A 13,042-nucleotide genomic window follows, 5' to 3' on the forward strand; every position below is an offset into this window, starting at 1 on the left:
ATTTGAAACTTATTGATGCCAAGAGTCAAGACATGTAAGATCAAAAAATGTCAAAAAAACCAATTTTACTCGATTCAATAACGGATGCAGACGCGAGCTATCGCGGCGAAATCGTAGTTTCCGGGTCACACGGCGGAATGTATCCGGCAGCCCTTGCGTCTGCGGCCGGACTTCGCGCAGTCCTTTTCAACGATGCGGGAATAGGACTTGAACAGGCCGGTGTCGCCGGGGTTTTAGCGCTGGCAGAGATTGGCATGGCCGGCGCGGCAATTGATTGCCACAGTTGTTTGATAGGCTCCGCTCAGGATGCACTTGATCGGGGAATTATAACTGTCGTAAACTCCGTCGCAGCAGCTTGTGGCGTTGAAACCGGCATGTCAGTTCGGAAGGCTATACAGGCACTCACGATTGCACCGCAAGCCGATAACCATTTGCCCAAAGTTCACGAAGCACGGCATGAGTTCAGGCTAGAGGAAAAAGATCTACTTCTTGTGCTCGTGGATTCAGCCTCTCTCGTGATACCTGAGGATGAGAACAAGATTGTTATTACCGGATCCCACGGCGGGCTTATAGGGGGCAATCCGGATCGGGCATTGAAGGCTATTGCCAGAATAGCTGTTTTTAATGATGCGGGAGTGATCTCTAGTGAAGTAGGGATATCGCGCTTGCCCGCCCTCGATGATCGAGGGGTGGCAGCTGTCACTGTTTCCCACGACACCGCCCGCATCGGAGACGCCCAATCCGCCCTAGAGACCGGCATCATATCGAACCTGAATACACATGCCCGGCGCGCTGGCGCAGAAACGGGCCTCAAACTGAAAACCTGGTTGAATAGCCTATCGAATAAATCCTAAAATAGAGACTGACGCCGAGGACAGTTTTAATTATCTAGCGTTTGATAAAGCCGAATTCTGTTTGTGCTATACAGTTCTGAAAAATACCTTTTACCGCAGACCAAATATAAGTTTTGGGATTGCCCTTAAAAAAACATCTGGCTATTCCTGTTTGCTGTCGGTAATTGGACACTATGAAGAGCGGCAATATCGCCGATAACTTCAATTAGTAATTATCAAACCGTCATATTATGATGGCGCAAAATAATAATAATGGTAAATTCCTGATGTCCACCTTCCGGGCCTTACGGCCAGTTCTCCCGATACTGATAGCTGCCGCCGTGATGCTTAGCCTGAGCTTCGGCCTTCGGCAAAGCCTTGGTCTTTTTATGCCCTCGCTTACCCAAGATATCGCCGTCACCATAACCGACTTTACATTCGCGATTGCCATACAGAATTTGGTCTGGGGCCTTTGTCAGCCATTTGCCGGCATGTTTGCTGACCGCTGGGGATACCGCCCTGTCATGGTTGGCGGAGCCGTTTTTTATGCCATTGGAATGATTTGCCTCGCCAACGCAAACGGAACGGTCATGGTAGTTATCGGCGCGGGCATATGCGTCGGCATTGCAATGGCCTGCGCCTCCTTCGCCATGACCATGTCCCTCACCTCTCGTTTGGTTCCCGCCTCAGTGCGTAGTACGGCTCTTGGCGTCATGTCTGCTGCAGGATCTGTGGGAGCGATGTTCACGGCACCGCTCGGTCAATTTCTTGAAGCGTTATATGACTGGCGAGTGGGGTTGTTCGGTTTTACCATTGTGGCTCTGGTTATAATTCCCGCAGCCTGGATTGCAGGTCGCGTCGATAAGGAAGCGCCTCTGACGCTCTCGGCCAACAATTCTGATCGGCTCCCGGCAAGCGCCGCCGTTGCCGTAGCCTTCCGACACGCCCCGTTTCTGGTGATGGCAATCGCCTATTTCGTGTGTGGCATGCAGCTCGTATTTCTGACAACCCATCTCCCATCCTACCTGGTCATATGTGGGATGGACCCGATGTTGGGCGCATCAGCACTCGGTATCATTGGTGGCTTTAATGTTGTTGGCAGCCTGTTCTTCGGCTGGGCCGGTGGGCGATGGTCAAAGCAGGTTTTGCTGGGGATCATCTATGTCTCGCGATCATTTGTCCTTGCTGCCTACTTCATCCTGCCGCCCACGCCAACCACGACAATACTCTTCGCTGCCGTCATGGGTTTCCTTTGGCTCGGCGTATCACCTTTAGTTGCCGGATCTGTCGTTGAGATGTTCGGCTTACGTTGGCAGGCAATGATTCAGGGGCTCGCCTTTTTCAGCCATCAGATCGGAAGCTTTTTCGGTGCCTTTGGCGGTGGCTGGTTGTTTGACCTACTGGGTTCCTACGACCTGGCACTTCAAATTGGCGTTGGATTGGGACTGTTTGCAGGAATGGCACAGATTATTTTTGCCCTTTACAGACCACCAGAACAACCCATGCCAGCGTAACCTGCATATTGTATCGCCCACAGCATACAAGTTTCACCCAACCCGATTGCGGTCAATCAGAAACGGTTTCTGTGAAGTTTGGAGTAGGCAAGTCACAAACAGAGGCAAGCCCCACCTCATCTCTTTTGAATATTGGCTCGCAAATCACCTCAAAGAGCATAATGGCTTATTTCTCTTCAAAGCCAATGGCATCCTGAGGACTTCTGGAAGGTTTTTCATTCTGATCAAGAAAGCTTTGATCATAACCGGTGGCCTCACTCAACGCATCTACATCAAGAATACGTAGACGCCGGGTCTTTGGGTCAAGTTCAATCATTAGATCGTTGCGGAGTTTCCGCAAGGTACGATTTACATGCACAATGCTCAGACCCAACGTATCAGCTAGGACTTCCTGCGTCAGGGGGAGAAAATAGTCACTGTTCCCTGCTTTTTCGACCAGTTGCAATCTGTGTAGCAGCTCCAAGAGAAGGTGCCCGAGCCGCTCATATGCGTTCCGTCGGCCTAGGCGAACAATATGCTCTGTAAGAATTGCTTGCTCACGCGCGCGCGCCCAAGTGAAGGCAAGAGAAAGGTTTGTATGGCTGTCGCATATTTCAGCAATATTTTCCGCCGGTATGCAATGGACAATGACTGGCGTCAACGCCTGTACCGAGTCATCAGATAGTTCGAAAAGGCTTTCACGGAATCCAAAAATATCACCCGGCAATAGATAAGAAATAATTTGGCGACCGCCATCAGGAACAATCTTGTAGCGGATAGCCCAGCCGGACTGCAACAAATAGGCGCTTGAGTTCTTTTCACTTTCAAAAATAATATCCTGACCTTCATCGAAAGCCATGCTGTTCTGGGTAAGCTCCTCGATAACCTGATGTTCCTCTATCGACAGATCGATATAAGAAGAAAGCTTTGCAACAAAGATATTTGTGCTGGTTGATCCCGAATTTTCTGACATCTACGGCTGTCTCCTTGGGAGCTTTCGTCAGGACTAAAAATATGCATACCACAGATCGGATCATCAGAAAGTTTATCAAGGGTAACCTATGTAAATGCGCTGTGTGGTCGCTTCCACAATAATCATTCCTATATTAATTAGAAAGGAGCGATACAATTGCGTTGACTGATACGAACAACGCCGTGTTTGGTAAAGTAGCATTAAGTATATTCGAGAGTTTTATTCTGGCGATGCTGGATGAGGACATTCTTGATGAGGAAATGGTCAAGGGGCTACTGGATGACGCATCTAATGCCCACCGCCACGGAAAAACTACCTCTTCTGCTATGACAGACGAACTTATTGTCGCTAAAGCGATTGATCGTTTTTCACAAACTGTTCTGACCATTCACCAAGACGCGCCGCGAAGAAGACAACCCCGACCACCAGCCGGGATCGCTTACCCTCAGATAAAGGAAGGAGTTTATAACATGCCTGACAATATTTATTCTGTAACAGAACTCGTAGGCAGCTCAACCAAGTCCATCGAGGATGCAATCGAGCAGGCCATTAAAAGAGCCTCCAAGACTATTCGAAACCTCGATTGGTTTGAAACGAAGGAAATTCGTGGCCACATCAAGGAAGACAAGATCGTTCATTACCAGGTCGTACTGAAGATTGGCTTTCGTTACGACGATTAACGGATTTTGTTGCGAATACGTTATTTCCAAAACTCTAGAAGGAGAAAGAAATGGCAAAAACGTCAACCCCTATGGACGAAATCAGGAAAAATCCGGCTCACTACTTTAAAGAACCTCAGAATGTCGTTCAGGACAAGAATCTTACAACAGAACAACAGGCCGAAATCCTAAAAAGTTGGGAGGACGACACCAAGGCTCTGCTCCGCGCCGAGACGGAGAATATGCCGGCGGCGGAGAGACAAGCCAAGCCCGCTGAGCTTCTTTCGACAATATCGAAGTTAAGAGCGGAACTAAAGGACAGCCAAACTGATTAGTCGAATCCAGGCTATCGTCCTGTAAACTTTGCGGGCCGTTTTTCAAGGAAGTGAGCAACGCCTTCCTTGAAATCCTCGCTCGCAAAACTCTTTATCATTTCTTCATTGCCGATTGCGACGGCTTCGCTCAAGGACAGGAACTGTGCGTCATACACTTGGCGTTTCATGACAGCCATTGAGCGAGGAGATACATTCTGGGCGAGGTCGGTCGCATAGACCTTAACGGCGGGCATCAAATCCTCAGCATCATAGACCTGGTTCACAAGACCAAGTCGCAAAGCTTCCTCCGCTGTTACCTTGCGTGAGGAAAGCAGCAGATCAAGCGCCGCAGAATGGCCAATCAGTCGGGGAAGCATCCAGGATATGCCATGTTCTGCAATGAGCCCTCTTTTCGCAAAGGCCGTCATGAATACGGCCTCACGGCTGGCGAAGCGCATATCGCAGTAAAGAGAAATAACCATGCCCAGTCCGGCGGCAGGTCCATTTATTGCGCCAATAATCGGTTTGCTGATGGAGGGAAAATAAGAGTACTGCGTCTGGAAATCCGAGCGGACCGCAACATTATAAGCCTTTGTGCCATAAACGGCGCCGGCCTCCCGCTTTTCCGATCCGTCTTCTATACCGCTCAAAAGATTCATATCGGCGCCAGCACAAAACCCCCGACCTTCACCAGTCAAAATTATGACGCGGACGGAATCGTCTTTCTCTGCCGCTTCCATAGCGTCACGGACTTCACGTTCCATGATCCGGGTCCAGGCATTCAGCTTATCGGGTCGGTTCAGGGTTACAGTGGCGATGCCTTCATCAGTTGTAAATTTTATATGCTCATAAGCCATATCTATTCCCTTTTTTGTTTTTCTTTATAGGCGATACATCTTACCCGATATCAAATGTTGCGTCTCCCGATCATTTAATTGCCGACATCCAAAAAATCTCAAATGTCAGAATAAAACTGTAAACCTCGTCTGGTTGAATTAAATATGTTACTATTTTCTCTGCAAGAGTCGTAACTACGCATAAGAAACCAGCCTTTCTCAACAATATGAGCGGATTTGTCGATCATGAAAAAACTAACCCCAATTGTTTTTCTTTGCGCCCTCTTTTTTGTTGGGACGGTCTTTGCCGCAGAAGATATTGACAGGAATGTATCCGCAGCACTGGCAGACATTGAAAAATATGAGCAACAGTTCGCGGGGCAAAGCGCGGCGTCAAAGAACAATGTCAATCGCGCCCTGAAGCTCCTGAAGATAACCCGGCAACGGCTGGATGGCGCCAAAGATCATACGCACCCGTCATGGCAGGAAGCAGATCAGCGTTACAACGCCCTGGTCACGCAGTTGAATGACCTGCTCAATCCATCATCCGCAGGCCAATCCAGCACGGCACCCTCCAGTGCCCCTGCAACAAAAGCAAGCAGTACGACGAACAATACGACAAGCACAGCACCCAAGCAGATGATTTCCCACCATCGTGTGCAGGTCAAGAAGCTGAAAAGAGATATCGAGAGCGCGACCGACACCGTAGATAAGGCCGGACCAAAGCCTTTTCAGGACCCGCAATATGTTGAGAAGGTGGACAATGCCGTTGGCCGCTTTCAAGGAACACTTGGGAAGTTTACTGAATTCAAGGATGATACGGACGTTGTCGCCGCGGCAAACGCCCTTACCACACTGGAAAACATGGTAGCTTTCGGGAAGGATCATGCCGCAAAGGAACTCACGGCTCTTGGCGATGTGCAGGCACGTTTGAAAGAAATAAACGGCTATGTCCGGGAACTGAAAGTCCCACCGACACCACAGCAACCTTTCGAACAAGGGCAACTTGCGCAGTGGCTTAGGGATCTTGCCAAAACACGGAAAGCCGCGGTTGCGATCTATCACCCCATTCCCGAAATTAAGAAGCGCGCGTACTTGCCGAATAATGTGCCCACAGTTGAACAAGGCGCACCCTATGATATGCAGGATGTCGACAGGTTCGACCGCCATCTTCGTGAGATTGTCGGCAGTATCGATAATGGCGTGAAAAGTTTTACTGAAAACCTTACCCACGCTGTCCAGTTCGAAACCAGGAATCTCGAATTCTATGATAATTTCGACCCAACGGATCCAGAGCAGCAAATGCAGCAGTTTCTGCTCGCCGGGCGGGCAGATGAGATCCGTCGCGAACTTGCAAGCAAGCATCTTCTAGTCAGCGAAGCCGCCGAATATGCCAAACTTCTCAAGCATGACACTTACGAAGCGCGGGTGGCGCTGATTGCCCGCGTTGAAGAGGTTGCGGCCAGATATGAAAGCAACCATAAAAAAGCATTGGAATTGGTCAGGATGCCCAAAGCGGCAACAACGGATTCCGATCTGACTGAGATCGCTTTGGAAACACTTAAAAAATCCAAATACGACGATGTTGGAGAGATAAAGCGCCTCGTTATAAATACCGAAAAAGCCCATCGTACGCAGAAGACAAGCGAGGCAGAGTTTGACAAGATTGATGTGAGCGCGAGTGGCACCGTGACCCTGTCGGGAACAGAGACAACCTATTTTTACGAATGGGATCAGTTTCAGGTCGCCACAGCAGAACCGGTCGGGGATAAATTCTACATCATGTATTCAACGCTGAAGTACTACACCTCAGGTGACGAGAAAACGCCCCTGAACCAGTGGATTATCAGCGGTAGAATACAGGGAAGCGAAATTCCGGAAGCGAACATCAACCTGGATTAACGGCTTGTTTAGGTAGAGGTCCGTAATACTTCGGCCAGTTCGATAAAATCATCGACTTCATAGTCAAATGGAACAGTCTTTTCTTCTGGCCTGGCGCCCGGGCCATATTCTAGCGGACGATTGACATACGCGGTTTTGAAGCCAGCATTTTTCGCCCCTTGAAGGTCCCGCGCATGGCAGGCCACCATCATAATTTCCTCTGGCGGTAATTGAAGAAGATTTGCGGCATCATGGTAGATGGTAGGATCTGGTTTCACTTTCTTAAAAAAATCCGCTGAAATAATACCATCCCAGGGCAATTGATTATGACGACTTAAATCCAAAAGACAGCGGAAATCGCCATTTGAAAAGGGAAGGATTGAATAATTTTCTTTTAGTTTTTTGAGACCTTCAGCGACATCGTCCCACACCCCCAAACGATTCCATACGCGATTAAAGTTGTCTATTTCGCTGTTGCTTAGTCCGGTCACGCTATATTCATCAAGCAGGATTTCAAGCATGTTTCTATGGATCGTCTCCGTCGGAATGATGTCCATCTTCCCTGAGGAAATTTCACCGAGTACTTTCTGGTAACCTTCGATGCGCCATTTTTTCACAAATTCGCCCCAGGGAACTGAAATACCGGTTTTTTCGGATATTTTTTGCCCTTCCTGGGTCACAGAAGAATACCAATCCGTGACGGTTCCAAAGACGTCGAAACAGAGTACTTTCACATTTGCTGCGGACATGGTTAAGCCTTTTCCCTTTTTGACCGTCAGGTTACGGAGCTTACCCAAGAAATGCAACAACCTGAAAAAAGAATAAAAACCGCGACGGAATTCTAAATGTAGCCGCGTTTAACACCAGCGTAACTATTTGCATGTTAATTTTTAATAGAAAGTGGAGCCTGTTTAATGTGCGCCCGTCTAAAAATAAATCTAAAACTATCAATCTGTTAGGAGCTTGTTCAAGCTTGGCAGTTTTCAAGTTTTGGAAGATCTGCGTAATAACGAGAAACAAAAACAGGAATATTATGGCAGGCAATTTTATTAACTTTAGCGTTTTAACCTTATTAAGGCCTTATTGTTAGCCGAGTAAATTTTTTATGGATACTTTTCGAACCTTTAATGATGTCATCTCTTTCTGGGCAGATAAAAGCCCGAAAGCTGCCGTATTACTCGGCCCTGACCAGATACCGCTGGATTATCAAAGCCTACAAAAACTAGTCACCGATTTTGGCAAGGAATTGGCCGGTAGCGGATTTGGCCGTAATGACAGAATAGCTGTTATTCATTCAGGCGGGGCAGAAATGGCCGCCTCCTTAATTGGTGTTTGCTGTAATGCGACCGTGGCGCCCTTTAATCCGGCAATGTCCGCCGGTGAATTTTATCTTCACTTTCAGGATAAGAAGATAAAGGCATTGGCGATTGAGAAAGATCTTCCGTCACAAGCGCGCGAGGCGGCGGAAAAACTTGGGATTGCCATTATCGACATTATTCAGGCAGATCCAGCCTGCGCGGGAAAGGTCCGACTGGCGAGCGAGAATGCGAGACAGTCTGGAATTGTACCGGAAGCGGTTCAGGCAGACGACGTCCTCGTTGTCTTCACGACCTCAGGCACAACCAGCTACGGGAAGATCGTTCCCCTTCCTCATCGTATTGCGCTGCCCCGCGTAAAGAATATGGGGCAAATGCTTAATTTCACATCTCAAGACTGCATCCTCAATATCATGCCGCTTTTTCATACGGGTGGTTTTGCAGCCGGTATGCTAACAACAATTTTTTCTGGCGGGAGCTTCTTTCCTGTCAAGAACAATGACGTTGATATGCTGTTCCATTGTTTACGCAGCTCCAAGCCGACAGTTATCGCCGGCGGCTACACAGTTTTTCATTCAATTGAAAGAAAGGCTCAGGATTACCCGGAAATTGTGCAAGCAGCGAAGTCCTCTTTACGCATGCTGCGCACGGGTACAGGCCACCTTGACCAGAAAATTGCGGAGAGCTTAGAGAGCATCTTTGAAACACCAGTGGTGGAAGCTTATGGTTCTGCGGAAACCAGTTTCATGGCCTGCACCGGTCTCCCTCCAGCACCCCGCAAAACAGGCAGTGTTGGACAGCCGGACAGAAATCGTGTTTTTGTCGTGGACAAGAATGGTGACCCTGTTCCTGTGTTTGAGCGAGGGGAAATTGTCGTACCACGAGAGACCGCCTTTGAGGGCTACGAAAACAATCCAGCCGCAAACCGGGAAGCATTTTCAGAGAGGTGGTATCACACCGGTGACGAGGGCTATCTTGATGAAGATGGATTTTTATTCATTACCGGCCGGATAAAGGAAATGATCAATCGTGGTGGGATAAAGATTATTCCAACCGAGGTCGATCAGGCTGCAATGAAGCACGACGCAATACGCGAAGCGGTCTCCTTCCCTCTTCCACACAAAACTCTGGGGGAAGATATTGCACTTTGTGTGGTCGTTGAGAGCGGCAAGTCTATATCGGAAGGTGATCTTAAAAATTTTTTGAAGAACCACCTTATTCCAAACAAAATTCCGTCCCGCATTGTTTTTGTCGACGAAATTCCAAAAGGGCCAACAGGCAAAGCGCAGCGCCGCAAACTTAATCAACAGCTCCAGGTCCTAACGCAAGACACGGCAGATTCGGCATCGTTGCGCAAAGACGAACAATTGACCGCCGACACACTTAAAATGCAGAATATTTGGCAAGAGGTGCTCGGAACGAGCGATATTGGCCTTGATGATAACTTTTTCGCCTTGGGGGGGGATTCTCTTCAGGCCGTGGATCTTTTCCTGCGGATAGAGAAGGTTCTGGGGCGGCGTCTGCCTCGGGATATCCTGTTTGAAGCAGGTACAATCCGTGAAATGGCCCGGCTTATTGAAGAAGGGCTCTCGTCATCCTGTGTCGTCCCGATACAGCCCAAGGGAAATCGACCACCGCTCTTTTTCATTCATCCTATCGGAGGCGAAGTTCTTGGGTATCGGGAGCTGGCCCGCCATCTGAATGACGATCAGCCCTTCTATGGAATTCAGCAATTTCAATCCAATGAGAATACTTCACGTTACTCGTCACTTGATGACATGGCAGACTACTACTTAGATGAAATTCGTCAGGTCCAGCCAAAGGGCCCGTACTATCTCGGCGGCCACTCCTTCGGTGGCCTTGTTGCTTTCCTGCTTGCCCAGAAATTTTCTGCTCTTGGCGAAGAAACCGCATTGCTTGCTTTACTGGATACATATCTTCCCAGTCGCAAAAGGTATGTGTCACCAGCGCAGTGGATGTCACTGCATTACAAGATTTGGGCTGACCTTCCGCTCCTCGAGAAGCCCGGCTATATTTTTGAAAGATTCCGCAATATTTCTATCGGTCTGAAAAAATTGATAAAATTGAAGTTTATGGCGGTATCAAATCGCGATCCCTCAATATCCAAGACCTCACCAGCGGACGTTATCAGCTATCAGGATATCAACGCGCTGAATGTTCGAAAGTTTAGACCGACACCCTATGTGGGAAATGCTATACTTTTTCGAACGGAACTGCCGGTATCACTCCATCCCGATGTTCATAACGAATGGCAGAACCTGATAGAAGGGCGATTGGAAATTTGTGATATTCCGGGTGGCCATGTTCAAATAATGGAAGAGCCGAACGTGAGTTTACTCGCTGCCAAGCTCACGTATTTCCTGAACAAAGTACAGAGAGAGAAACCGTCGGCTTAACATAGGATTAGGAAAGACAGGTAAATTTGTTTCGGCTGATACCAGGATATGGCTTAGCAAACCCCGCCAATATGAAAGTAATCCGCCGGATTGCAATCAAAGCCGAACGAACCGGAAAATTTAACGGCACCTTTAAAAAGATTCTCTCTGTAAGTTTCATCCTGAGACGATTGCCGACTGTTTTTATCCCGCCGAAAGCAGAAGTTTCATCTGCGAAGCGACTGTCTGGGAAAGGCTATTTTAGGCAGGTACTGGAACGACTGATTTTACTTATCATGTTTCGTAGCGAACCAGATAATTATTATATCTGCGCGCTTTTTGTAGCCGAGAGATATGCTCGTGCTGGCGAATTCCTCGACTTTCGCCAGCTTAGCTTCCTGAACTTTTTTCTCAATCAGAAGAAAACGACAATCCTGACCGAAGACAAGGTACTGTTTGCAGAATTATGCAACCAAAACGGGCTACGGACAGCACCGATAATAGCCCGCCTGCATCCGGAAACCACGTCAGAGAAAGAACTTGAATTAGAGTTACGACCGATTGCGGCCTCAGAAGGCGTATTTTTTAAGCCCCGGTTTGGAATGAAGGGTAATGGAGCCGGAAAGTTAGTCTACCATGATAGCGGAAAATGGTCGCTCTTATACGCGGCGGGCAAAGGTCTTGAAGGTCCATGGCCTGAAATATATACTAGTTTGCAGGAAAACAACAAAGAAGAATTAGTGTTTCAGCCTTTATTGAGAAGTCACCCTGACCTTGCAAATTTTAATCCTGACAGTATTCAAAGTGTCCGTTTTATAACCTTTCGAGACTGTGATACCATACGCCCACTAATGGCACGGATGCGCCTTGGAATTGATAACAGCCTCGTTGATGCCTCCTACTCGGCTATTGGAGTACCGATAGATTTGCAGTCAAAATCACTGCGGCGCGGCGGACAGAAAAAAGCTGGCGTTCTACCGGAAAGTATTAAGACTTTCGGGCCGGACAATCAGCGTCTTGAAGGATTTGAAGTTCCATATTTTGATGAAGTGGAAAAACTTGCTCTTGCTGTGCACGGGGCCTTTCCAGAGATTTTTTCTCTCGGACATGACATCTTTATCCTTGAGGACGGGCCCATTATCCTTGAAACCAATCATATTTGGGGCGATCCGCAATTTGCACATAATGAAGGGCTTGGAAGTTTTCACCCATTTATTGACGGGATCATCAAAATCGCAAAGTGTAGTGGTCTTTAAAAGCAGAATTTAATCAACATATGTTTTATCTGGAACAACAAAAGATGCCAAATCCAGTTTCGAATTTGGCCGATCTGTGGTTTTAACAAATCTGTTGGTGGACTTTTGAATAAATTTGTACAGAATGGCCACGGGCGCGCAAATGAAGATAAACCCACATATCGCAGCTTGCGATGAGTGAACGGAGTTTCGCAAATGAATGAAACAGCAGCCTACGTACCGCCAAAAGTGTGGAAATGGGAAATGGAGAGCGGCGGCCGCTTCGCCAGCATCAATCGTCCAATTGCGGGCGCAACTCATGAAAAAGAGTTACCTATCGGCAAACATCCGATGCAGCTTTACTCCCTTGGAACGCCCAACGGCGTCAAGGTCACGATCATGCTGGAGGAATTGCTGGCTCAGGGCTTTTCTGGCGCGGAATATGATGCCTGGCTGATCAATATCGGAAAGGGAGACCAGTTCGGTAGCGGGTTTGTCGAGGTCAATCCAAACTCCAAGATACCAGCATTGATGGACCATAGCGGAGAAAATCCAATCCGGATATTCGAGTCCGGAGCGATCCTGCTGCATCTTGCTGAAAAATTTGGGGCGTTTATCCCAACTGGCGTCGCCGAGCGCGCAGAATGCCTCTCCTGGCTGTTTTGGCAGGTTGGCAGCGCACCATATCTCGGCGGTGGATTCGGCCATTTCTATGCCTATGCTCCGGATAAATTTGAATACCCGATCGACCGGTTCGCAATGGAAGTAAAGCGCCAACTCGATGTTCTTGATCGCCAACTCGCAAAAAACAAATTTATCTGCGGAGAAGAATTTACAATTGCAGATATGGCAATCTGGCCCTGGTATGGCGCACTCGTTCTGAACAGGGTTTATGAGGCGGCAGAGTTTCTCGATACAGCCTCCTATAAACATGTTAATCGCTGGACCAACGAGGTAGGCGAACGCGAAGCGGTCCGGCGTGGACGAATGGTCAACCGCACCTCTGGTCCGCTGGAGGAACAGCTACGCGAGCGGCATGACGCCAGCGACTTTGAAAACAGGACACAGGACAAAATCGAAGCGTTGGAAGGCGCAACCTAGATCAC

Annotated in this window: 11 protein-coding genes; 8 read left to right on the top strand and 3 right to left on the bottom strand. The window is 48.2% G+C overall.

The features are described from left to right. The first annotated feature begins 47 nt into the window (after positions 1–47). Both GQE98_RS13640 and GQE98_RS13645 read left to right on the top strand, forming a co-directional pair. Positions 48–854 carry a hypothetical protein gene (locus tag GQE98_RS13640; protein WP_161316156.1) on the top strand — a complete coding sequence of 269 codons (807 nt, stop codon included), beginning with the start codon at positions 48–50 and terminating at the stop codon, positions 852–854. Positions 855–1,120: 266 nt separating this feature from the next. Then, positions 1,121–2,347 carry an MFS transporter gene (locus GQE98_RS13645; protein WP_161316157.1) on the top strand — a complete coding sequence of 409 codons (1,227 nt, stop codon included), beginning with the start codon at positions 1,121–1,123 and terminating at the stop codon, positions 2,345–2,347. 166 nt (positions 2,348–2,513) lie between these two features. Here GQE98_RS13645 and GQE98_RS13650 read toward each other — a convergent pair whose 3' ends face one another. Continuing rightward, positions 2,514–3,299: a Crp/Fnr family transcriptional regulator gene (locus tag GQE98_RS13650; RefSeq protein ID WP_161316158.1), complete on the bottom strand. Its 786-nt coding sequence runs from the start codon at positions 3,297–3,299 to the stop codon at positions 2,514–2,516. A gap of 161 nt (positions 3,300–3,460) precedes the next feature. Here GQE98_RS13650 and GQE98_RS18190 point away from each other — a divergent pair, with 161 nt between their 5' ends. Further along, positions 3,461–3,979 carry a dodecin gene (locus GQE98_RS18190; RefSeq protein WP_246157264.1) on the top strand — a complete coding sequence of 173 codons (519 nt, stop codon included), beginning with the start codon at positions 3,461–3,463 and terminating at the stop codon, positions 3,977–3,979. Between the two features lie 50 nt (positions 3,980–4,029). Next, positions 4,030–4,293, top strand: coding sequence for a hypothetical protein (locus GQE98_RS13660; protein ID WP_161316159.1), 264 nt, complete (start codon positions 4,030–4,032; stop codon positions 4,291–4,293). Between the two features lie 11 nt (positions 4,294–4,304). Here the strand turns inward: GQE98_RS13660 and GQE98_RS13665 are convergent, their stop codons facing one another. Beyond that, positions 4,305–5,129, bottom strand: coding sequence for an enoyl-CoA hydratase (locus GQE98_RS13665; RefSeq protein ID WP_161316160.1), 825 nt, complete (start codon positions 5,127–5,129; stop codon positions 4,305–4,307). Between the two features lie 225 nt (positions 5,130–5,354). Here GQE98_RS13665 and GQE98_RS13670 point away from each other — a divergent pair, with 225 nt between their 5' ends. Continuing rightward, positions 5,355–7,010 (top strand): hypothetical protein, encoded by a 1,656-nt coding sequence (locus tag GQE98_RS13670; protein WP_161316161.1) that lies wholly within the window; start codon positions 5,355–5,357, stop codon positions 7,008–7,010. 8 nt (positions 7,011–7,018) lie between these two features. Here GQE98_RS13670 and GQE98_RS13675 read toward each other — a convergent pair whose 3' ends face one another. Then, positions 7,019–7,738 carry a haloacid dehalogenase type II gene (locus GQE98_RS13675; protein ID WP_161316162.1) on the bottom strand — a complete coding sequence of 240 codons (720 nt, stop codon included), beginning with the start codon at positions 7,736–7,738 and terminating at the stop codon, positions 7,019–7,021. A gap of 356 nt (positions 7,739–8,094) precedes the next feature. Here GQE98_RS13675 and GQE98_RS13680 point away from each other — a divergent pair, with 356 nt between their 5' ends. The 3 genes from GQE98_RS13680 to yghU all read left to right on the top strand — a co-directional run bounded on the left by GQE98_RS13680 (position 8,095) and on the right by yghU (position 13,037). After that, positions 8,095–10,722 (top strand): alpha/beta fold hydrolase, encoded by a 2,628-nt coding sequence (locus GQE98_RS13680; RefSeq protein ID WP_161316163.1) that lies wholly within the window; start codon positions 8,095–8,097, stop codon positions 10,720–10,722. 26 nt (positions 10,723–10,748) lie between these two features. Next, positions 10,749–11,957: a sugar-transfer associated ATP-grasp domain-containing protein gene (locus tag GQE98_RS13685; RefSeq protein WP_161316164.1), complete on the top strand. Its 1,209-nt coding sequence runs from the start codon at positions 10,749–10,751 to the stop codon at positions 11,955–11,957. A gap of 195 nt (positions 11,958–12,152) precedes the next feature. Next, positions 12,153–13,037, top strand: coding sequence for a glutathione-dependent disulfide-bond oxidoreductase (gene yghU / locus GQE98_RS13690; protein ID WP_161316165.1), 885 nt, complete (start codon positions 12,153–12,155; stop codon positions 13,035–13,037). Positions 13,038–13,042: the final 5 nt, after the last annotated feature.

The organism is Sneathiella litorea (genome assembly GCF_009882915.1).
GTDB classification, from domain to species: Bacteria; Pseudomonadota; Alphaproteobacteria; order Sneathiellales; family Sneathiellaceae; genus Sneathiella; species Sneathiella litorea.